This window comes from Cyanobium sp. L1E-Cus (assembly GCF_024345755.1).
In the GTDB taxonomy this organism is placed as follows: Bacteria; Cyanobacteriota; Cyanobacteriia; order PCC-6307; family Cyanobiaceae; genus Cyanobium_A; species Cyanobium_A usitatum.
Genome location: NZ_JAGQBS010000011.1, coordinates 54,110 through 72,901, shown reverse-complemented (window position 1 = coordinate 72,901; position 18,792 = coordinate 54,110). Strand labels below are relative to the sequence as shown.

The 18,792-nt window shown below is 62.1% G+C and carries 24 protein-coding genes; 11 read left to right on the top strand and 13 right to left on the bottom strand.

The genetic code is table 11. The features are described 5' to 3' along the window. Positions 1–722: glycosyltransferase family 32 protein (locus KBZ22_RS11130; protein WP_255022015.1), on the bottom strand; the 722-nt coding region annotated here is incomplete at its 3' end. Between the two features lie 39 nt (positions 723–761). Between KBZ22_RS11130 and KBZ22_RS11125 the strand changes: the two genes are divergently transcribed. Further along, positions 762–1,853, top strand: a complete 1,092-nt coding sequence (locus KBZ22_RS11125) for a histidinol-phosphate transaminase (protein WP_255022014.1) — start codon at positions 762–764, stop codon at positions 1,851–1,853. Here KBZ22_RS11125 and KBZ22_RS11120 read toward each other — a convergent pair. The 6 genes from KBZ22_RS11120 to prfB all read right to left on the bottom strand — a co-directional run bounded on the left by KBZ22_RS11120 (position 1,850) and on the right by prfB (position 5,510). After that, the gene (locus tag KBZ22_RS11120; protein ID WP_255022013.1) at positions 1,850–2,584 is read right to left on the bottom strand and encodes an MBL fold metallo-hydrolase; all 735 of its coding nucleotides are present in this window, start codon (positions 2,582–2,584) and stop codon (positions 1,850–1,852) included. The genes KBZ22_RS11125 and KBZ22_RS11120 overlap by 4 nt on opposite strands. A gap of 24 nt (positions 2,585–2,608) precedes the next feature. Then, a complete protein-coding gene (locus KBZ22_RS11115) occupies positions 2,609–3,226 on the bottom strand; it encodes an aminodeoxychorismate/anthranilate synthase component II (protein WP_255022012.1) in 618 nt (205 codons plus the stop codon). A 23-nt stretch (positions 3,227–3,249) separates the two neighbouring features. Next, a complete protein-coding gene (locus KBZ22_RS11110) occupies positions 3,250–3,687 on the bottom strand; it encodes a diacylglycerol kinase family protein (RefSeq protein WP_255022011.1) in 438 nt (145 codons plus the stop codon). Further along, positions 3,684–4,217 carry an rRNA maturation RNase YbeY gene (gene ybeY, locus KBZ22_RS11105; protein WP_255022010.1) on the bottom strand — a complete coding sequence of 178 codons (534 nt, stop codon included), beginning with the start codon at positions 4,215–4,217 and terminating at the stop codon, positions 3,684–3,686. Before ybeY ends, KBZ22_RS11110 begins: the two co-directional genes overlap by 4 nt. A gap of 1 nt (position 4,218) precedes the next feature. After that, positions 4,219–4,389, bottom strand: a complete 171-nt coding sequence (locus KBZ22_RS11100; protein WP_106632705.1) for a DUF3285 domain-containing protein — start codon at positions 4,387–4,389, stop codon at positions 4,219–4,221. Next, positions 4,382–5,510, bottom strand: a protein-coding gene (gene prfB / locus KBZ22_RS11095; RefSeq protein WP_255022009.1) for a peptide chain release factor 2 whose coding sequence is annotated in 2 segments (ribosomal slippage) — positions 4,382–5,434 and positions 5,436–5,510 — 1,128 coding nt in all. Because the reading frame shifts where the segments join, the coding sequence is not laid out codon by codon here. The genes KBZ22_RS11100 and prfB overlap by 8 nt, the downstream gene beginning before the upstream one ends. A gap of 189 nt (positions 5,511–5,699) precedes the next feature. Between prfB and grxC the strand changes: the two genes are divergently transcribed. Together grxC and gshB are read left to right on the top strand one after the other, a co-directional pair. Beyond that, positions 5,700–5,960, top strand: a complete 261-nt coding sequence (gene grxC / locus KBZ22_RS11090) for a glutaredoxin 3 (RefSeq protein WP_254942413.1) — start codon at positions 5,700–5,702, stop codon at positions 5,958–5,960. 3 nt (positions 5,961–5,963) lie between these two features. After that, the gene (gene gshB, locus KBZ22_RS11085; protein ID WP_255022008.1) at positions 5,964–6,926 is read left to right on the top strand and encodes a glutathione synthase; all 963 of its coding nucleotides are present in this window, start codon (positions 5,964–5,966) and stop codon (positions 6,924–6,926) included. Here the strand turns inward: gshB and KBZ22_RS11080 are convergent. Continuing rightward, positions 6,896–8,356 (bottom strand): isochorismate synthase, encoded by a 1,461-nt coding sequence (locus KBZ22_RS11080; protein WP_261354047.1) that lies wholly within the window; start codon positions 8,354–8,356, stop codon positions 6,896–6,898. The genes gshB and KBZ22_RS11080 overlap by 31 nt on opposite strands. A gap of 71 nt (positions 8,357–8,427) precedes the next feature. Here KBZ22_RS11080 and menA point away from each other — a divergent pair, with 71 nt between their 5' ends. Genes menA through KBZ22_RS11055 form a run of 5 tightly spaced genes read left to right on the top strand, consistent with a single transcriptional unit; the run spans position 8,428 to position 12,012 of the window. After that, the gene (gene menA, locus KBZ22_RS11075) at positions 8,428–9,375 is read left to right on the top strand and encodes a 2-carboxy-1,4-naphthoquinone phytyltransferase (protein WP_255022007.1); all 948 of its coding nucleotides are present in this window, start codon (positions 8,428–8,430) and stop codon (positions 9,373–9,375) included. Continuing rightward, positions 9,372–10,361, top strand: coding sequence for an o-succinylbenzoate synthase (gene menC, locus KBZ22_RS11070; RefSeq protein ID WP_255022006.1), 990 nt, complete (start codon positions 9,372–9,374; stop codon positions 10,359–10,361). Before menA ends, menC begins: the two co-directional genes overlap by 4 nt. Further along, a complete protein-coding gene (locus tag KBZ22_RS11065; RefSeq protein ID WP_255022005.1) occupies positions 10,358–11,596 on the top strand; it encodes an AMP-binding protein in 1,239 nt (412 codons plus the stop codon). The genes menC and KBZ22_RS11065 overlap by 4 nt, the downstream gene beginning before the upstream one ends. Then, positions 11,580–11,846, top strand: a complete 267-nt coding sequence (locus tag KBZ22_RS11060; RefSeq protein ID WP_255022004.1) for a TM2 domain-containing protein — start codon at positions 11,580–11,582, stop codon at positions 11,844–11,846. Before KBZ22_RS11065 ends, KBZ22_RS11060 begins: the two co-directional genes overlap by 17 nt. Next, positions 11,824–12,012: a hypothetical protein gene (locus KBZ22_RS11055; protein ID WP_106632696.1), complete on the top strand. Its 189-nt coding sequence runs from the start codon at positions 11,824–11,826 to the stop codon at positions 12,010–12,012. The genes KBZ22_RS11060 and KBZ22_RS11055 overlap by 23 nt, the downstream gene beginning before the upstream one ends. Here the strand turns inward: KBZ22_RS11055 and KBZ22_RS11050 are convergent. Both KBZ22_RS11050 and KBZ22_RS11045 read right to left on the bottom strand, forming a co-directional pair. Beyond that, on the bottom strand, positions 12,009–12,464 hold the full coding sequence (locus tag KBZ22_RS11050; protein WP_254942420.1) for a thioesterase family protein: 456 nt from the start codon (positions 12,462–12,464) through the stop codon (positions 12,009–12,011). The two genes, KBZ22_RS11055 and KBZ22_RS11050, sit on opposite strands and share 4 nt — an antisense overlap. After that, on the bottom strand, positions 12,454–13,638 hold the full coding sequence (locus KBZ22_RS11045; protein WP_254962066.1) for an NAD(P)H-quinone oxidoreductase subunit H: 1,185 nt from the start codon (positions 13,636–13,638) through the stop codon (positions 12,454–12,456). The genes KBZ22_RS11050 and KBZ22_RS11045 overlap by 11 nt, the downstream gene beginning before the upstream one ends. A 138-nt stretch (positions 13,639–13,776) precedes the next feature. On the opposite strand from KBZ22_RS11045, the gene KBZ22_RS11040 reads away from it, so the two are divergent. The 3 genes from KBZ22_RS11040 to KBZ22_RS11030 are packed head-to-tail and all read left to right on the top strand — an operon-like array spanning position 13,777 to position 15,556. Continuing rightward, entirely contained in the window at positions 13,777–14,379 is a 603-nt protein-coding gene (locus KBZ22_RS11040; protein WP_255022003.1) for a hypothetical protein, read from the top strand. A 6-nt stretch (positions 14,380–14,385) separates the two neighbouring features. Next, the gene (gene rsmH / locus KBZ22_RS11035) at positions 14,386–15,282 is read left to right on the top strand and encodes a 16S rRNA (cytosine(1402)-N(4))-methyltransferase RsmH (RefSeq protein ID WP_255022001.1); all 897 of its coding nucleotides are present in this window, start codon (positions 14,386–14,388) and stop codon (positions 15,280–15,282) included. A 52-nt stretch (positions 15,283–15,334) separates the two neighbouring features. Then, positions 15,335–15,556, top strand: a complete 222-nt coding sequence (locus KBZ22_RS11030; protein WP_254999064.1) for a hypothetical protein — start codon at positions 15,335–15,337, stop codon at positions 15,554–15,556. Positions 15,557–15,588: 32 nt separating this feature from the next. Here KBZ22_RS11030 and KBZ22_RS11025 read toward each other — a convergent pair whose 3' ends face one another. The 3 genes from KBZ22_RS11025 to KBZ22_RS11015 are packed head-to-tail and all read right to left on the bottom strand — an operon-like array spanning position 15,589 to position 18,559. Then, on the bottom strand, positions 15,589–16,248 hold the full coding sequence (locus KBZ22_RS11025; RefSeq protein ID WP_255022000.1) for a phosphatase PAP2 family protein: 660 nt from the start codon (positions 16,246–16,248) through the stop codon (positions 15,589–15,591). Next, on the bottom strand, positions 16,249–17,994 hold the full coding sequence (locus KBZ22_RS11020) for a glycosyltransferase family 39 protein (protein WP_255021999.1): 1,746 nt from the start codon (positions 17,992–17,994) through the stop codon (positions 16,249–16,251). Then, positions 17,975–18,559 (bottom strand): phosphatase PAP2 family protein, encoded by a 585-nt coding sequence (locus KBZ22_RS11015; protein WP_255021998.1) that lies wholly within the window; start codon positions 18,557–18,559, stop codon positions 17,975–17,977. The genes KBZ22_RS11020 and KBZ22_RS11015 overlap by 20 nt, the downstream gene beginning before the upstream one ends. Positions 18,560–18,792 lie beyond the last annotated feature (233 nt).

Here is an 18,792-nt window from a genome sequence, read left to right as displayed (position 1 = left end):
TTTTTGGCTGTTGTTTGCTCGTAATCAGCAAACCCGAGCTGCTTGCCGCCCATCACCCCAGTCCCGGCCTTGGTATGCGCACCTATTCTCGCGTGGATGCCCTGCGTTTTCCAGAGTCTCCCTAGCAATGCCTTGATATTGGGATTTGCGGGAGCGCTTGCAATAAAGTAGTTGGTGGCATCTTTGCTTTTGTAGCGTAGAAATATTTCAGATGTCCAAGCTTCGATAAAGCGATTTAATGGCCAGACAAAGTGAGAGTCAATATCCATATAAACGCCACCGTGCTTGTAGAGCACCATTAAACGCCAGACATCTGCTTGGGCGGCCCCAATGGTTAGCCGGTTGTAGAGTTCCGTGGGTTTGCCAGGGAAGTTTTGCTCTACAAAAGCAAGACGATCTTCGGTAGAGTGGAAGCAGTATTGGTAGCTTCTAGAGAGAAGCCGATTCCAGCACCAGGCAGCCTTAATGGGTAGGCTAACTTTATTGGTGTAGTTAGTTTGCCAGATTATTTTAGGGACTAGGTCCGCATTTGGCCTGCGATTGCTATTGATTGTCTGTGCTGAGTCGACTGATTTGGTCCTGCTATTTGCGAGTTGAAAGCGTTGTTTTGGTAATAGCCAGTAATGTAGATAAAAAATGGGGCGCATTGCATTTGCCGCGAGTTTGACCACGCGACCGGCAAGAAAGGCTGCGAAGTCATCGCGTTTTGATTGCCGAGACAAAAGTCCATTGCTTATCGTGATAATTCTACGGGTAGTCCTATGTTGATTCCAGGCCTTCCCCAGGCGCGCCCCGAGGTTGAAGGCCTCCAGGCCTACAGCGCTCCGCTTGAGGGCCGCCGGGGCCTGCTTCGGCTTGACTTCAATGAGAACACCGTGGGGCCCAGTCCGCAGGTGGTGGAGGCAATCCGCGCCATCCCCCCCGATCAGTACGCCGTCTATCCCGAGTACGACGGCCTGCGGGAGGCGGTGGTTGCCAATCTCGCTGCAACTGGCCTCGGCCAGCCGCTCACCCCAGGGCAGATCGGCCTCTTCAACGGCGTAGACGCGGCACTTCATGCCATTTTTCATGCCTATGGCGACCGGGGCGACACGCTGCTGACCACATCGCCCACCTTCGGCTACTACACCCCCTGCGCCCAGATGCAGGGCATGGCGATTGAGGCCATCCCCTACCTGCTGCCTGATTTTGGCTTCCCCCTAGAGGAGCTGCGGGCGGCACTACAGAGCTGCCCAAGCATCCTGCTGATCTGCAATCCAAACAACCCCACCGGCACCCGGCTAGCACCGGAGTTGATCCTGGAGCTGGCGGCCTCGGCGCCTGGCACCTTGGTGGTGGTGGATGAGCTCTATGAGGCCTTCACTGGCGACAGCGTGCTGCCATCCGTCGATTTCGCTGCCACGCCGAATCTGCTGGTGCTGCGCTCCCTGGCGAAGACCTCCGGCCTGGCTGGTTTACGCATCGGTTTTGCCATTGGGGCGGCGCCGGTGATTGATCGCATCGGGCGCGTCACGGGGCCCTACGACATCAACAGCTTCGCCGTGACTGCCGCCCATGCGGCCTTGGCGGACCAGGCCTATGTGGATAGCTATGTGGCCGAAGTGCTGCGGGCCCGCGACTGGCTGGTGCAGCAGTTGCAAGCGGCTGGGGTGCGGCATCACGCCGCAGGTGGCAACTACCTGCTGATCTGGCCCGAGAGCCCAGCTGCCGAGGTGGAGCAGCGCCTGCGGCAGGCGGGCATCCTGGTGCGCTCGATGGCGGCCAAACCTCTGATCGACGGCTCCTTGCGGGTGAGCATCGGCACCACCGAGCAGATGCAGCGTTTCTGGGCTGCCTATCTGCAGGCCGCTTAGCGCATTACCTCGATCACCATGCCATCGCCGAGCTTGCCCGGCAGGCTGAGGGTGCGGCCAGGTCGCTTCACCGGGGTGCCGGCCATGGCATCAAGGAAAGGTTGCACCGTGGTTTGGTCGCAGTCCTTGGGGGTTTTGCCGCTCACAAATTGCACCGGGATCACGCGGCGGGGCTGGAGCTCGCGCACCACTTCAGCGGCTTCGGCACCGGTGTACACCTTGGCGCCGCCACCCACGCCGATGATAAGTACGTCGGGACGACCCAACATCACCTTGTCGGCGGGGCTGAGCCGGGCCGCGGTGCCACCTAGGTGGGCGATGTCGAGGCCGCCCTGCTTCCAGCGCCACAGGGTTGATTGGCCGAAGCGGCGCCCACCAACACGGTCGTGGGGGCCGGCGATGCCTTCGATTGAAAGGCCACTCACCTTGAAGGAGCCTGGATCCACCAGCATCTTGCCCTTGGCCACCGGGGCACCCTCATCCAGTAGTCGGCTGCTGGCCAGGATCACCGTGGCACTCACCCGGGGTTCGGCCAGTCCGGCGGCACAGGCCACTGCTTTAAAGGGGTTAACCAGCACGCTGGCCCCGCCACCACTGATCAAAAGGGCGCTGTGGCCGTAGCTGGTGATCGTGACGCCGCTGCCTGCTAGGGCTGGGCCGGATGCCAGCAATGCGGCGCCCAGGCCGAGCGAACTCAAAGTGAGAGCAGCGAAGGTGGGCAGCGAGCGCATGGAAAAGCGGCAATCGCTGTGAAGCTAACCCAACTGACTTGCTGTGGCTGGCTGGCTGGCCTGGCGCAGGAAGTTTGCCAGCAGGGCGTGACCCTCTTGGGTGAGAACGCTTTCGGGGTGGAACTGCACCCCCTGAATGTGGGGGAAATCGCGGTGGCGCAGGCCCATGATCGTGCCGTCGTCGAGCCAGGCGGTGATTTCGAGGCAGTCGGGCAGCGTCTCGCGCTCGGCGATCAGGCTGTGGTAGCGGGTGGCGGTGAGCGGGTTGGGCAGCCCCTCAAACACGCCTTGGCCGCCGTGGTGCACCGGAGAGGTTTTGCCGTGCATCAGCTCCTTGGCCCGCACCACCTTGCCGCCATACACCTGGGCGATCGACTGGTGGCCCAGGCAAACCCCCAGGGTGGGGATTGTGGGGCTGAGCTCCCGCAGGACCTCCAGGCAGACCCCCGACTGATCTGGATCGCCAGGGCCCGGTGAAATCAAGATGGCGGCGGGGGCCAGGGCGCGGATCTGCTCCAGGCTGAGGGCGTCATTGCGCTCCACCCGCAGCTCAGCGGCTATTGGGTGAGCAGCGGCCAGCTCGCCCAGGTACTGCACCAGGTTGAAGGTGAAGCTGTCGTAGTTGTCGAGAACGAGAAGCATCGCCGCGCCAGGCCTGCCCCCATTCAAAGGCCCAGCCGGCTCAGCAGCGGCGGTACAAGCAGCAGCAGGGCGATCATCAGTGACGACAGGGCCGCCACCAGCACCGCTGCCGCGGCGCAGTCCTTGGCAATCCGCGCCAGGGGATGGAACTGGCGGCCGATGGCCAGATCTACCACCGCTTCGGTGGCGGTGTTGAGCAGCTCTAGCACCAGCACAGCCGCCACGGTGAGCACCAGCACGGCCAGTTGGGCCGTCGGTAGTTGCAGCCACAGCCCCAGGCCAAACACCACCGCTCCGGTGATCACATGGATGCGGAAGTTGCGCTGGCTGGCAAAGCCATAGGCCAGGCCCTGGGCGGCATAACGAAAACTCGCCGGCAGGTCACTGGCCACAGTCCAGGCCCGGGCCCTGAGGCGGCGCCCACGAGTTTCTGGGGTTGGCAAGGGGCGCAGATTGGTCATGGCTCCGCTGGCACCTTAACCAGCTCTTTCTGGCGCGCCAGCATGGCTGCAAGGCTGGCTTCGTCGGGGTGGTCCCAGCCCAGCAGATGCAGCAAGCCATGGCTAGCCAGAAACAGCAGTTCCTGCCCCAGGTCGTGGCCATGCTCCGGTGCCTGGCGGGTTGCCGTTTCTATGGAGATGACGATGTCGCCCAGCTCCAGGGGCTCCGCCTCCCCGGATGCCGGCATTGGCGGGGCGCCATCGGTTGATTCGTCCTGGGCGGCGAAGGCCAGCACGTCGGTGGGTCCTTCCTTCTGGCGCCAGTCGGCATTGAGTTCGGCGATTTCGGCGTCAGTCACGAGGCTCAGCCCCAGGCTGTAGGCGGGCGCTTGCAGGGCGGCGGGAAGCTCCGGTGCCAGCTGGTGTAGCCAGGCGCTCAAAAGGGCTTGCCAGTGATCGGCATCTGACAGCAGCGGGGCCACTTCCAGATCGGGATCAGCCAGATCGGGATCAGCGCTAAAGGCCAAGTCGAGATTGGTCGAGGTGGCCATCTCAGCCTCCGGGTAGTTGGGGGCGGCCGAGCCAGGCGATCAGCACCAGGAAGCCCGTGAGCCCGAGGGCGGTGAGGCCGAAGTGAAACAGGCTTTGGCGGCCCTTGCGCACCATGTTGCGCATCGCCAGCTTGATGAAGCTGGGGTTTTCGCTGGGCTGGGGATCAGTCATCGCTGCCGCCTCCAGCTAGCTCGACGCCCGCATGCAGCAGGCTCTGGATAAAGGGATCGAGATCGCCGTCCATGACGCCCTGCACGTCGGTGGTTTCCTGCTGGGTGCGCAAATCTTTCACCATTTGATAGGGGTGAAACACGTAGTTGCGGATCTGGTTGCCCCAGGCCGCTTCCACAATGTCGCCGCGGATGTCGGCGATCTCGGAGGCCCGCTGCTCCTGGGCAATCACCAGCAACTTGGCCATCAGCAGGGCCATCGCCTTCTCTTTGTTTTGCAGCTGGGAGCGCTCCTGGGTGCAGCGCACAAACAGGCCCGTGGGGATGTGCAGGATGCGCACGGCCGTTTCCACCTTGTTGACGTTCTGGCCGCCGGCGCCGCCCGAGCGCGAGGTGGTGATCTCCAGGTCCTTGTCGGGGATGTCGAGCTTCACGTCCTCATCGATCTGGGGCATCACCTCCACGCCGGCGAAGCTCGTCTGGCGTTTGTCGTTGGCATTGAAGGGGGAGATGCGCACCAGCCGGTGGGTGCCCTTTTCGTTGCGGAGGTAGCCGTAGGCGTAGCGACCCTCGATCTCGATCGTGCAGCTCTTAATGCCCGCTTCTTCCCCTTCGCTGAGCTCGTCCACACTCACCTTCATGCCGTGGTCTTCGGCCCAGCGGGTGTACATCCGCATCAGCATCAGGGCCCAGTCCTGGGCGTCGGTGCCGCCGGCACCGGCGTTGATGCTGATCACGGCGCCCTCCTTGTCGTAGGGGCCGCTCAGCAGGCGCTCGAGCTCCCAGCGATCCAGGTCGGCTTTGAGGGACTGCAGGGCTTGGTTGGATTCGGCCAGCAGATCTTCATCGGGCTCGAGGTTGTAGAGCTCCACGGTGGCCTCGCCGTCGGAGACGCTGGCCTGCCATTTCGCCAATTGTTCAAGCTGGGCCTTCACCTCGTCGAGCTGGCGCATCTTGACCTGGGCCTGCTTCTGGTCGTCCCAGAAGTCGCCCTGGGAGGCCAGCTGCTCCAGATCCTGTTGGCGGGCTTTCAGGGCCGGTACGTCAAAGACAGTCCTGGGCGTTGCCCAGGCGGTCAGTGAGCTCGGAGAGGTCGCGCTTGAAGTCGGTGAGATCGAGCACCGGTGCAGCTGGATAGTTGCTTGACGGTATCAGCGCCGGCCAGCTCCGCCGCTAGGGGGCGGGGCTGGGGGAGCGGTTTTGTTGATTGGCTAAGTCTTGGCTTAGCTAATCGATATAGGTGCGAGGCTCCCGGGCCCGCGCGCCCTGGCCCGCTTCTACGATCAACAAAACCTGACCGGAGCCGTCTAAATGGCCGCCACCGTTGAGATCTACACCTGGCGGGCCTGTCCCTTCTGTGTGCGCGCCAAGGCCCTACTCGACCGCAAGGGAGTGGCTTACGCCGAATTTGCCATCGATGGTGACGAGTCGGCCCGCTCGGCGATGGCGGCTAAGAGCGGCGGGAGCCGCAGCGTGCCCCAGACCTTCATCAATGGCCAGCACGTGGGTGGTTGCGACGATCTGCATGCCCTCGAACGCTCCGGCCAGCTCGACGTTCTGCTGGCGAGCTGAGCGGTGGCATCCCAACTGTTTGTGATCGATCCGATCGCCCGGCTCAATCCAGCCAAAGATTCCAGCGTTGCCCTGATGCAGGCAGCCCAGCGAGCGGGCGAGCAGGTGTGGGTGTGCACCATCGCCGATCTTTCGGCCGCCCCAGTGCCAGGAGCTCCCCAGCAAGGCCTTTCCCCGCAAGGCCATGGTGCCTGGGTGGTAGCCACCCCCGTCAATTGCGAGCCCTGGTTTGAACTTGGCGATCCCCAGCTGCTGCCCCTCACCTCCTTTCCGCGGGTGTGGATGCGCAAGGACCCCCCGGTGGATGAGGCCTATCTCTATGCCACCCATCTGCTGGAGCTGGGGGAGCGTCAGGGAGTGCGGGTGCTGAATCGGCCCGCTTCGCTGCGGGCTTGGAACGAAAAACTCAGTGCCCTGCGCTGGAGCCAGCTGATGGCCCCCACCCTGGTGGCTAGTCGGGTGACAGCGCTAGCCGCTTTCACCGCCGAGCATGGCGAGGTGGTGCTTAAGCCCCTGGGGGGGCGGGCTGGCCAGGGGGTGGTGTTTGCTTCTGCAGCAACGCCGGGGTTGCGGGCCCTGCTGGAGCTGGTGACTGGCCAGGAGCAGCTGCCGGTGATGGTGCAGGCCTTCCTGCCCGGGGTGAGCGCTGGTGATAAGCGCATCCTGCTGGTGGATGGCGAGCCCCTGGGGGCGGTGAATCGCATCCCCGCCGGTGGCGAGTTCCGCAGCAACCTGGCCGTGGGCGGTGCTCCGGAGGTAACGGAGCTCACGGCGGCGGAGAGGGCTATCTGTGCTGAGTTGGCGCCAGCGTTGCGGGCTGAAGGTTTGTTTTTTGTGGGCATCGATGTGATCGATGGCCGCCTCAGCGAGATCAATGTGACCAGCCCCACCGGCGTGCGCGAGGTGGAGCGGCTGGCCGGGATTCCCCTGGCGGATCAGACGATGGCGCGGCTGCTGGCTGCTTGATGGTCGGTGGCGCAGCTGAGCTGCTGCTGCAGTACGCCCAGTTTCAGGGCCACCTCCTGCAGCTCCCGCTCCACCGTTGAACCCCGCACTAGGCCGGCACCGGCTGTGAGCTCAAGCCGGTCGCCCCGCAGGGTGCCGCTGCGGATCGCCACCCGCAGGTCGGCGTCACCGGCGCTGTCGATCCAGCCGATTGGGGCGGCGTAGTGGCCGCGCTCGAAGGGCTCCAAGCTGCGCAGCCAGGCCATCGCCTCGCGCCGCGGCAGGCCCGCCACAGCCGGGGTGGGATGGAGGGCGGCGGCGATGCTCAGGGGCTGGTTCTGGCCCAGGGCTGCCGTGATCGGGGTGTGCAGATGCACCAGTTGGCCGTGGCGGGCCAGGCGTGGATGGCGTGGTCGCCGCGGGTTGAGGCCCGCTCTGGCGAGTACGGCGGTGATCGTGTCCACCACCAGCTCATGCTCATGGCGATCTTTGCAGGAGTGCAGCAGCCCTGCGGCCTCCTCTCCAGCTGGGGCGGTGCCCGCTAGGGCATCACTGCGCAGTTGCCCCTGGCGCACCGTGAGCAACCGTTCGGGGGAGGCGCCGATCAGGGCAGTCCCGCGGGCTTGCTGCCACAGAAAGCGGCAGCTGCCGCTCTGGTGGCGCCGTAGGGGGGCCAGCAGGGCCAGGGGATGGGGCGCGGCCTCAAGCTGCAGCTCCTGGCGCACGGCCAGCACCACTTTTTCCAGCTCGCCCCTCTCCACCAACTCCAGGCCCCGCTCAACCGCGGAGCGGTAGCTCTCCTGCCATGCCGAACTGCGGCGGATGGCGATTCGACTGACAGCCCTTGGCTCCAGCCCGTCTTGCTGTTGCACCAGGCGCTCCAGCCGGCGGGCCTGCTCCCACAGCTCTTCGGCTAGCTGGCGCGGCGTCACGCCACCGCCGAGGCTGCGCTGCAGCCGCAGCCAGCAGTGCTGGCCCTGGCGGCTCAGCTGCCAACGCGGCAGCACGGCCTGTACCCCTGGGATTGCTGTGGGCCCCGGCAGCAGGGGCGCTTCAAAGAAACCGAAGGCCAGCAGCACCCGCGGCCGGGCCAGGGGCGGGCCGCTCTCCGGGGTGGCTAGCCGGCTGAGGCAGGCGCTGGCAAAACGCTGGGCCAGCTCAAAGCGGCGCGGACCACTGAGCTCGAGGCTGTTGGTGCGGCCGGCGGCGGCGATGCAGAGCCCCGGTGCCCCGTCCCACAGGAAGCGGAAGCTGTCGCCGCCTGGAGCCAGGGCTTCATCCTCGGGCTCCAGATGGGGCAGCAGCAGCATCGGGTCTCCGCCGGCCAGGGGTAGGGCCAGGCTGAGGACGCCCTCCTCCTCCAGCTGGCGCGCCCGCTCGTTGGCGGCGACCAGCAAACTGGTGAATGAATCACCCGTTGAATCGGTGAAGGAAGAAGGGGCCTGCACCAGGAAGGGCCGGGGCCGCGACGAAGAGCTGCTCAAATGTATGGGCCCTGCAGTGGCTGCCGCCTGCGGCCCCCATGACTGAGCCCAAGGTCGTCGCAAGCCGTTACGCCAATTCCGTCGATCGCCGCCGCCTCTGGCAGGCGGCGATCAAGTGGCCGATGTACGCCGTGGCGGTGATGCCGGTGCTGCTGGCCGCCGGCTGGCGCCTAGGCCAGGCCCTGCCGGTGCGGTTTGACCAGTTGCTGCTGTTTCTGTTGGCGGCGGTGCTGCTGCTGGCCTGGGAAAACCTGGCCAACGATGTTTTTGATGCCGACACCGGTGTGGATGCCGACGGCAAGCCCCATTCCGTGGTGAATCTCACCGGCCGTCGCGATCGGGTGGCCGGGCTGGCCAACGGCTGCCTGCTGCTGGGCCTGGCTCTGATGGCGCTGGTGGCCTGGCGCAGCAGCCCGGCGGTGCTGGCTTTGGTGCTGGCCTGCTGCGGCCTGGGCTACCTGTATCAGGGGCCGCCGTTTCGGCTGGGCTATCGGGGCCTGGGTGAGCCCCTCTGCTGGCTTGCTTTCGGCCCCTTGGCCACCGCCGCCGGCCTGCTGGCCCTGGCGCCAGCGGGGGCCAGCGGGGTGCCCTGGCGCATCGCCCTGGCCCTTGGCAGTGGCCCAGCCCTCGCTACCACCCTGGTGCTGTTCTGCTCCCATTTCCACCAGGTTGATGAGGACGCCGCCCATGGCAAGCGTTCGCCGGTGGTGCATCTGGGTACGGCGGCTGCCTCGGGGTTGGTGCCCTGGTTTGTGGCCGGCTGCCTGGCCCTGCAGTGGGCGCCGGTGCTGCTGGGTCAGTGGCCGCTCACGGCCCTGCTCGGCGTGATCGGCCTGGCGCCGGCCCGTCAGCTGATCGCCCTGTTGCAGCGCCACCATGGCGAGCCTGGGCGGATCAGCGGCAGCAAATTTCTGGCCCTGCGCTTTCAGGCGCTCAATGGTTTGGGTTTGGCCCTGGGCCTGGCCCTGGGGCGCTTCACAGGATGAGCCAGGGGGGCCTGCTGCAGTTGCAGTGGCGGCCCTTCGGCTTCGCCCTGCCCCAGCCCCTGGTTACGGCTGCAGGCTCCGTGCAGCAGCGGCGCGGCTGGCTGCTGCGCTTGCAGAGCCCCCAGGGCGATCTGGGCTGGGGCGAGGCCGCCCCCCTCGATGGCCAGCTGGAGCCATTGGCGGCGGCTTTCGCTGCTTTGGATGCCAGCTATGGGACAGCCGAACTCGAGAGGTTGCTGCAGGCGGGCCAGTTGCCCCCAACCCTTGCCTTTGCCCTCGGGGCTGCCCTGGCCGAGCTGGCCGGCTTGCCGCAGCGCCGCTGGCTGCCGCCTCCCCCTGCGGCCCGGCTGCTGCCGGCAGGACCAGCCGCCATCGAGGTTTTGGAGCAGCTTGGGCCCGAGCTGGGGCCGGCTCCGGTGTTCAAGTGGAAACTGGCCGTTTGCGCCGATGGCTTGGAGCGCGAGCTGCTGGAGCAGCTGCTGCAGCGCCTGCCAGCAACCGCCCGCCTGCGCCTTGATGCCAATGGCGGCTGGAGCCGGGCCACGGCGTCGGCCTGGGCCGGGCGTTTGGCGGGCGAGCCGCGGCTGCAGTGGCTGGAGCAGCCCCTAGCCCCGGCCGACCAGGCGGGCCTGGAGGCCTTGGCGTCCCAGGTTCCCGTGGCTCTGGATGAATCGTTGCAGTGCGACCCGGGCCTGCGCAGCAGTTGGCCGGGCTGGCAGGTGCGCCGCCCCAGCCAGGAGGGGGACCCTCGAGTGCTGCTGGCGGCCCTGGAGCGGGGCAGGCCGCGGCTGATGCTCAGCACAGCCTTTGAAACCGGCATCGGCCGCCGCTGGCTAGAGCATCTGGCAGCACTGCAGGCCGAGGGCCCCACGCCGGCGGCGCCGGGCTTGGCGCCGGGTTGGCAAGCCCCCGGAGCCCTGGCCAGCGCCGATCCGGCAGCGGTGTGGGCCGCCGCCGCCCAAATCAGCCGAGATCAGCAGCAATGACGCCCGAGCAGTTGCAAAATCTCTGGGATGCCGGCCGCCTGGCGGCCTTGGCGGGCCCGGCTGCCAGCGACCAGCAGGCTTTGGCGGCGGCGATCGGGCCCGATGGCCTTGGCCCTTTGGAGGAGCGTTGGGGGCCGGGGGTGGTGCTGGGTAGTGGCGGCAGCACGGGCGGTCGCCGCTGGTGCCTGCAGCCCCTGGCCCATCTGCAGGCGTCGGCTTCGGCCACTGGCCGCTGGCTGGAGGGGTTGGGGCTGGATCCGGCGAGCTGCCTTCACCTCAACTCCCTGCCTTTGCATCACGTCAGTGGGCTGCTGCCCTGGGTGCGCGCCCAGCACTGGGGCGCCGGCCACCAGCGCCTTGATCCGGCCTGGATGCGCGATCCGGCCCTGTTGGCTGCGGCGGCCCCGCTGGATCCCCATCGTCCGGCCTTGCTTTCCCTGGTGCCTACCCAGCTGCAGCGGCTGCTGGCTGCTGCCGAGGGCGTGGCCTGGTTGCAGCGTTTGGCCCTGATCTGGGTGGGTGGGGCGCCGTTGCCGCCGGCGCTGGCGGAGCGGGCCAGGCTGGCAGGGTTGCGGCTGGCCCCTTGCTACGGGGCCACGGAAACGGCCGCGATGGTGTGTGCCCTGGCGCCCGAAGCTTTCCTGGCGGGCGCTTCGGGTTGCGGTCTGCCGTTAAAAGGTTTGGAGCTGCGGCTAGGGGCGGAACAGGCCGTTGAGGTGCGCTGTGAGCGGCTTAGTCCGGGCTGGCTGGAGGCTGGCCGGCTCCAGCCCCTGCCGCGCACTGCCGATGGCTGGTGGCGCAGTGGCGATGCCGGCCGGCTGGGCCCAGCGGGGCTGGAGCTGCTGGGACGCCTTGATGGGGCCATTCACAGCGGCGGTGAAACCGTGTTTCCGGAGGTGCTTGAGCAGCGGCTGGCGCAGCTGGCCCAGGCCGCTGGCTTGCCACTGCAGGCGCTTTTGCTGCTGCCAATCGATGATCCCGACTGGGGCCAGCGGCTGGTGGCCCTGGTGCGGCCCGGTTCGCCCCAGCAAGGTTGGGAGGAGCTGCAGTTGGCGTTGCAGGCGATTTGTGATTCCTGGCCACCGGCCGAGCGCCCAGGTCGGTGGCTGCTCTGCCCCGAGTTGGCGCCAGCGGAGCTGGGCAAATGGCAACGAAATCATTGGCGGGCCTGGGTTGATCAGCTAAAAGCTGTTGAGGTCGTTTCTCCCGCGTCAGTCGATGTCGAGCCTGTCTGAGACCGAAATCAGCAATAAGAAGCTGGCGGCGGGTCTCACCGGAATCTTTCTGGGCGCCTTTGGGGTGCACAAATTCATTCTTGGCTACACCAAGCCGGCGGTAATCATGCTGGTGGTATCGCTTCTGACCTGCGGGGTGGGCTATTTTGTTTTTCAGGTCATTGGCATTATTGAGGGCGTCATTTATTTGACGAAATCCAATGCAGAATTTGAAGCCGAATACCTTGATGGCCAAAAAGATTGGTTCTGAGCTCTTAGCCCGGGCCCCGGTTTTGTTGCTTTTGTCTGGAGCTGGTGCCCTCAGTTTTGGCCTGGCTGCCGCTATTCCCCACGACGGCTTACATCCGCTGGCGCTGATGGCGGCCCTGTTGCCCCTGCAGTTGGCGGCGCTGCTTTATGTGTTCAGCCGGCCCTAAAGCGGCTGGATGCCCTGGCCCAGGCTCGATGCTTCCAGCCAGCGCTGCAGCCCAGCTGGCAAGGGGCAGCGCCGGCGGCTTGCCGTCTCGATCGCCAGGTGCCTGGTGAGTGCCTTGGCTGCGGCCCTCTCGCCGCTGCGGAAGTTGTAGTGCACCTCAAAGCTGCCGGAATCGAGGCGCCGGGGTTCCAGCTGGATTGCTAGGGGGTCGCCGCAGACAAGGGGAGAAAGGAAGTCGGCGCTGCAATGCACTAGTGGCAGGGCAATGGCGGGTATGTGCGCCGGGGTGGGAAAGATTTCAGCGGCAGGCAGGCCATAGCGCTCCAGGCTTTCTTCGTAAGCCTCGTGGCACCAGCGCAGTAGCTGGTGGAAATGCATCACCCCGGCTGCATCGGTGTCCCCGAAGCGCACGGTGCGGCATAGCAGCAGCCAGCTGCTGGAATCAGCGATCAACCGATCCCATGATCACGTCGATTGAGCCGAGGATGGCCATGATGTCGGCCACCTTGGCCCCCTTGAGGATGTGGGGCAGGATTTGCAGGTTGTTGAAGTCGGCGGCGCGGATCTTGAAACGCCAGGGGGTGACGTCGTTGTTGCCCTGAAGGTACACCCCGATTTCGCCCTTGCCCGATTCCAGACGGGTATAAAGCTCACCTTCGGGAATCTTGAAGGTTGGGGCCACTTTCTTGGCCACATATTGATAATCAAAGCCGGAATATTCGCTGCCCTTGCCCTCCGCCATGCGGCGGGCTTCCAGGTGCTCGGTGGCTCCACCGGGAATCATGGCGCAGGCCTGGCGCAGGATCTTGAGGGATTCGCGCATTTCCTTGACGCGCACCCGATAGCGGGCGTAGCAGTCGCCCTCCTGCTCGCAGACCACGTCCCAGTCGAAGTCGTCATAGCACTCGTAGTGGTCGACCTTGCGCAGGTCCCAGGGCACCCCTGAGGCGCGCAGCATCGGGCCCGACAGGCTCCAATTGATCGCCATCTCGCGGCTGATCACACCTAGACCCTCAATTCGCTTACGGAAGATCGGGTTGTTGGTAATTAGCTTTTCGTATTCATCGATCTTGGGACCAAACCAGTCGCAGAAGTCGAGGCACTTTTCCAGCCAGCCGTAGGGCAGATCAGCCGCCACCCCGCCAATGCGGAAATAGTTGTTGTTGATCAGCCGCTGGCCGGTGGCCGCTTCCCACAGGTCGTAGATCATCTCCCTCTCGCGGAAGATGTAGAAGAACGGGGTCTGGGCGCCCACGTCAGCCAGGAACGGGCCAAGCCAAAGCAGGTGGTTAGCGATGCGGTTTAGCTCCAGCATCAGCACCCGGATGTAGCTGGCGCGCTTGGGCACGGGCACATTGGCCAGCCGCTCCGGCGCGTTCACCACAATCGCCTCATAAAACATGCCAGCCGCATAGTCCATGCGGCTCACGTAGGGCACGAACATCACGTTCGTGCGGTTCTCGGCAATTTTCTCCATGCCGCGGTGGAGGTAGCCGATCACCGGCTCGCAATCCACCACGTCCTCGCCATCGAGGGTCACCACCAGCCGCAACACCCCGTGCATCGAAGGGTGGTGGGGGCCGAAGTTGACCACCATCGGTTCCGTGCGCGTCTCCAGCTGCGTCATGGGGCCGAGGGGTTAAGCGCTTTGCGGTGATCTTAGGAAGGAAGCGCCCGCTAAACGATCTCTGACGAAGAAGATCGCACCAGCGCCCCCGGATAGGGCTCCTAAGCTTGCTGGGGCCGTGTTGAATCCGCGCAAACCATGGGTCAGCACCAGCAAGCGCCTTTGCGAAGGATCACGGCACCGGCAGCCGCAACCCTCTCGCGCTGGCTGCTGGCTCCACACCAGCTCCGGGCGGCCCGCCAGCGCCAGCTGCTTATCGACAGCCTCACGGCAGTGCTTCCCACCGCGGAGGAGAGCAGCCAGGTGGGGTTGGCGATCCTGCAGGGCGCCCGGGCCCTCAGCCTGGCTGATGGCGATTTTGACCAGGAGGAATGGGAGCTTTTTTACTTCTGCATGAAGAGCCTGCGCCTCAGCGATGTCCAGCGCCAGAGCGCGGATTTGCATGGCCCACCCGATCCCAAGCGGATCAGCGCCAGCCTTGCCGCCATCGCAGATCCCGTCCAACGGCTAGCCATTGCCCGCTGCTACTGCCTGTTTGCGGCGGCGGATGGCCAGGGAAAGGCGGCGGAACTCGGTCTGTTGCAGACCCTGCTCCAGGTTCTTGGTCACCCGGAGCTGGAGCGGGAGCTGCCCGATCTCTGCCGCCGCTTGCGCCCTGCGCCCAGCTGGTGGGGTCGCTTTCGCCATGGCTTGGGCCAGCGGCTAGCCCGTTGGGCTTCTCCCCACCGCCGCCGCCGCTGAATGGCCATGGCTGATCCCGCCGGCAGCGGCTTGTTTGAACATGTGCCCGTGCTGGCCGAGGCGGTGCTGGCGGGCTTTGCTTGCCTGCCAGCAGGCCTGCTGATCGACTGCACCCTCGGCGGCGGCGGCCATAGCGCGCTGCTGCTGCAGGCCAATCCCGGCTTGCGACTTGTGGGGCTGGATCAGGACCCAAGCGCCCGTGCCGCCGCCGCCGAGCGCCTCGCCCCATTTGGCGATCGGGTCACAATCGTGGCCGCCAACTTCGCCGATTACATCCCTGCGGAGCCGGCCGTAGCGGTGCTGGCCGATCTGGGGGTGAGCAGTCCCCAGCTGGATGTGGCGGCCCGGGGCTTCAGCTTCCGGCTCGAGGGGCCGTTGGATATGCGCATGAACCCGGAGCGCGGCGAGACGGCTGGGGAGCTGCTTGATAGTGCCGGCGAGAGCGAGCTGGCAGATCTGATCTATGGCTACGGCGAGGAGCGGCTGTCGCGGCGGATTGCCCGGCGGATCAAGGAGCAGGGGCCCTGGGGGAATGCCGAACAGCCGCGCCATACCGCCGAGCTGGCCTACCTGGTGGCCGGTTGCTACCCACCGGCGGCGCGCCGCGGCCGCATTCACCCAGCCACACGCACCTTTCAGGCCCTGCGCATTGCCGTAAACGATGAGTTGGGGGTGTTGGACAAGCTGTTGCACAACGCACCCAACTGGCTGGAGCCAGGCGGGCTGCTGGCTGTGATCAGCTTCCACTCCCTCGAAGATCGGCGGGTGAAAACGGCCTTTCTGGCCGACGATCGGCTGGAGCGGGTAACCCGCAAGGCGATTAAGGCCAGCCCCGAGGAGGCCGAAGCCAATCCGCGCAGCCGTAGCGCCCGGCTGCGGGTGGCACAGCGGCGCAGTGAGTAGCTGGAGGATGACTAGATGCTATGTAAGGACGTCTGAGGAATTCAATTTGCCCATGGAAGAGAAACAAGCAAATTCGCTGGCGCTTGCTACATTCGTGATTGGATCCGCTATGGGGGGCGCACTCAATGCCACCCTTATGGGCAATATTCAGTATGAAGCAGGTATTAACGAGATTTACCACTGCGCGCGTAGCTATCAATCCCAAGCGCTCTCGATGGATCAGCTCGAAAGATGCCGCGTAATTGCTCGCAAGCTGCGCGATCCTGATAGGTAACCTATTGAATCTTTTATTGATTTAAAACACTTTTATTTGCTTGTCCGATTGTGCTTCCATGATTCTCTTCTTAGCCAAAGCCCTGCAAGATAGTTAGCAAAGCAGCCGACCAAGGCTCCAGCTGCTACATCGGTTGGGTAATGGGCGCCGCTGCTGATTCTTGTTAATCCGCAGCCAATCGCCATCCCCAGTGCGGGCCATCGCAGGGTTGGGAAGATCGTTATCAAGGCGAGACTTCCACCAAAAGCAACTGCGGCATGTGAGCTCGGCAGTCCTAGTCCACTTGTTGACCATGCTCGTTCGGAGAAGGCCCGGAATACATACACTTCTTGGTCAATCGGACGCTCTCTGCGAATAATCAGTTTCAAAAACTCTGCAATAAGCCCTCCTAGGCCGGCGCTGAGACAGATCGATATGGCAGCCATTTTTAATGATATGCTATCTCTCTCAACCCTAAGTCTTAAAGGAGATGCAGAATCTGACCGGGGAAATGCCAGTGCTATCGAAATTGAAATCAATAACCATGTCCACATACTTCCACCAATCCTGAGAAGATAGTAAACGTCTCCTTTTAGGACCCAGGCATTCGATTTAAAGAAGGATAGGATCTTGAAATCGCCAACCGCTATGATAATTCCAGCCAACAAGCAGGAGAATAGTATTTTTCTTATAGCTGTGTCTTGGCCGCCCATTTATTTAGATTTATCTGTTTTGATCCAATCACTTTTTAGCACTGAAAGATTGATGGGCTTCCCTTTGGAATAGTTATATCCGCTATATGTTCCCAGGATGAATACATTGCTAATGGATGAAAGTTGTTCTCTCGTTTTGTCGACGTCTTTTGATTCAATTATTAAAATGGATGTTGGGTGCTTTGCGGCATGCTGCATTATCCCATGAAGATCAGTCAATGTTGTGTCTGTGCCCAGATTAAAGACCAAGCTAGGCTCATGGTATGAGGCGGCGGCGACGGGCAATGCGCCAAAATTGTTGGAGTCAATAATTGATTTAATTTTTTCTGCTGGCCAAACATTATTTAGGTTTGGCAGAAAAGCTTCAAAAATAAGCCCAAAAACAACGACTGCAGATAGGGCTGAAGCATATAGCTGTCTTTTGGGGGTCTTGATCTTCCCTAATGCCAATACGCTGAAGATGCAAGTCAGAGCTATTAGGAGTGCGGCAACGGTTACGCTGCCGCTAGCCCAAATGCTTAGTAGGGGTATGCCAATAGCGAGGGCTAAGCCCGAAGCTATCCAGGCAAACATCCCAATCCTTTGTGGCCATTTAGATAGCCTAAGCAAAGAACCATCTTGTAGTCGATCGGGTTGAAAGATGCCAATGCCTGCCAGAAGGCATAGAGGTGGGATTAGTGGTAATACATAGTGAGGTAACTTTGTGGGTACTAATTCAAATATAATCCAAGCTGGCAGGAGCCAACCGCACAGGAATTGTGTTGTACGGCTAAGGGCTTCTGAAGATCTCCGTAGTCCTGCCCAAGCCTTGGGAAGCAATAGCCAGGAAGCAGGCCAGAGCAAAAATGGTGTGATTAACAGATATGTTCCTGGTGGGGCACCATGGCTTTCCTGGCCACTGACAATTTTGCTAAAAAAATCTTGGTGGATAGAATCCTGTACAAATTGCCCATCGCTAAGTGCCTGAATGCTGAAAAGCCATGGGCTAATTAATATTAAAGGGAGTAGTAGCCAGGGCCATGGTTGTATTTTTACTAAGGTTGAGATGCTGCGATCTTTCCAGCAGATCCATGCCAAGGTGAGTGAGGCAAGAACGGGTGCGACCGGCCCTTTTATCAATAATGCGACACCGAGACCGAGCCAAAAGAATATGCGTGCGCGCAGAAGCTTATGATCCTTAGGCATGCAATAAATCTGTGCGAGGCCTGCCTGCATGGCAACTATTGCAGCCAGTTGCATTGCATCAGTTTTTGCAAGATGAGCCTCAACTACGATTAAAAGGCTGCATGCCAGTAGAACTGCGGCGCAAAATGACTGGAGATTGCCGACTATTTTTCTAAATCCCAAATAGAGAAGCAAAACAGCGCTTGTTGCTCCAATTGTGGAGGGCAATCGATAGGGGCTGCGCTCAGTGGGGGCTATTCCTATTTGTTTGGCCATTTTGCTGGCAGTTGCTTGCAGCCAGTAAATGCCCACCGGCTTTTTGTATCGTGGTTTGTCTTGAAAGCGAATATCGACTACGTTTCCAGTCGCCACCATTTGCTTTGTTGCTTGCATGTATCGGGATTCATCTCGATCTGTGGCTGGTAGGCTTGAGATACCTGGAAGGTATAGAAATAAACACAGTAAAACCAGTATTAATGTAGCGGTAATATCATTAGCCTGGATTTTGACCCTGATCCAGTTGTGAATCTTTTGAAATAAAATCTTCATTTGTATTGCCGGCTCATTGGCCTCGGTCAGCATGATTGGGTGCGGGAGCAAAAACTAACGCCCCCGCTATTCCTATTGCTGCGCCTATGCAAATATCGCTCAGGAAATGTGATAGGCTGTTTATTCTCTGAAATGATGCAAGTATTGCAAGGGCTATGAATACTGATCTGCCTCTTGGGTAAAACCAGCAGAGTGAAACTGCAAGGCCTGCAGCTACTGCCGCATGCCCTGAGGGAAAGCTCATTAGAGCAGATCTGCTAACGGAATCCGGCTTGAGTAATTCTTGCCCGAAAGTGTCGAGAAAGGTTGTTCGTAGATCAAGCAGTGCTGAATGGGGCCTTACACGGTTTATCGTTAGTTTTAGAAGGTCAACTATTAATGCCCCAAGGTAGCTTCCGGCGATTAGTTGGCAGGCAATTAATCGGTCCCTCTTTTTGCGCCAGTTGATTTGCTTTATCGCTATAGCCGCAATGAGAATCATTGCTGCACCAGTGCCGTGGCCACCTATTTCTGCAAGCCGGAGGATATTGCTAATCTCTCTCGGGAGCGGGTGTGTTGAGGTAAACAGGGCAATCGGTACGTCAATCGTGAATGCCAAAAGCCCAACGCATACCAGTAGAACGCCGAGCCTTGCTGCTCGTTGACGCAGAAGTGATGAATTAGAGGGGAGTGCCCGAGGACCTATTATTAAGTAATTAAAATATTTTGCTTGTGCTTTTAGACTGCTGACAATCGGAGGCACCGATGGATCTATAGCTAATAGTTATTTTGGCTGTAAGGGTTTAGTTGGGATTGTGCTGTTGAGCACAATGAGCCTCTTTTTGCCGATCC

What these genes read in the sequence shown, in the direction of transcription:
- KBZ22_RS11125 (WP_255022014.1), top strand. Translation starts at nt 762, where the DNA reads ATGTTGATTCCAGGCCTTCCCCAGGCGCGCCCCGAGGTTGAAGGCCTC.
- KBZ22_RS11120 (WP_255022013.1), bottom strand. Translation starts at nt 2,584, where the DNA reads ATGCGCTCGCTGCCCACCTTCGCTGCTCTCACTTTGAGTTCGCTCGGC.
- KBZ22_RS11115 (WP_255022012.1), bottom strand. Translation starts at nt 3,226, where the DNA reads ATGCTTCTCGTTCTCGACAACTACGACAGCTTCACCTTCAACCTGGTG.
- KBZ22_RS11110 (WP_255022011.1), bottom strand. Translation starts at nt 3,687, where the DNA reads ATGACCAATCTGCGCCCCTTGCCAACCCCAGAAACTCGTGGGCGCCGC.
- ybeY (WP_255022010.1), bottom strand. Translation starts at nt 4,217, where the DNA reads ATGGCCACCTCGACCAATCTCGACTTGGCCTTTAGCGCTGATCCCGAT.
- KBZ22_RS11100 (WP_106632705.1), bottom strand. Translation starts at nt 4,389, where the DNA reads ATGACTGATCCCCAGCCCAGCGAAAACCCCAGCTTCATCAAGCTGGCG.
- grxC (WP_254942413.1), top strand. Translation starts at nt 5,700, where the DNA reads ATGGCCGCCACCGTTGAGATCTACACCTGGCGGGCCTGTCCCTTCTGT.
- menA (WP_255022007.1), top strand. Translation starts at nt 8,428, where the DNA reads ATGACTGAGCCCAAGGTCGTCGCAAGCCGTTACGCCAATTCCGTCGAT.
- menC (WP_255022006.1), top strand. Translation starts at nt 9,372, where the DNA reads ATGAGCCAGGGGGGCCTGCTGCAGTTGCAGTGGCGGCCCTTCGGCTTC.
- KBZ22_RS11065 (WP_255022005.1), top strand. Translation starts at nt 10,358, where the DNA reads ATGACGCCCGAGCAGTTGCAAAATCTCTGGGATGCCGGCCGCCTGGCG.
- KBZ22_RS11060 (WP_255022004.1), top strand. Translation starts at nt 11,580, where the DNA reads ATGTCGAGCCTGTCTGAGACCGAAATCAGCAATAAGAAGCTGGCGGCG.
- KBZ22_RS11055 (WP_106632696.1), top strand. Translation starts at nt 11,824, where the DNA reads ATGGCCAAAAAGATTGGTTCTGAGCTCTTAGCCCGGGCCCCGGTTTTG.
- KBZ22_RS11045 (WP_254962066.1), bottom strand. Translation starts at nt 13,638, where the DNA reads ATGACGCAGCTGGAGACGCGCACGGAACCGATGGTGGTCAACTTCGGC.
- KBZ22_RS11040 (WP_255022003.1), top strand. Translation starts at nt 13,777, where the DNA reads ATGGGTCAGCACCAGCAAGCGCCTTTGCGAAGGATCACGGCACCGGCA.
- rsmH (WP_255022001.1), top strand. Translation starts at nt 14,386, where the DNA reads ATGGCTGATCCCGCCGGCAGCGGCTTGTTTGAACATGTGCCCGTGCTG.
- KBZ22_RS11030 (WP_254999064.1), top strand. Translation starts at nt 15,335, where the DNA reads ATGGAAGAGAAACAAGCAAATTCGCTGGCGCTTGCTACATTCGTGATT.
- KBZ22_RS11025 (WP_255022000.1), bottom strand. Translation starts at nt 16,248, where the DNA reads ATGGGCGGCCAAGACACAGCTATAAGAAAAATACTATTCTCCTGCTTG.
- KBZ22_RS11020 (WP_255021999.1), bottom strand. Translation starts at nt 17,994, where the DNA reads ATGCTGACCGAGGCCAATGAGCCGGCAATACAAATGAAGATTTTATTT.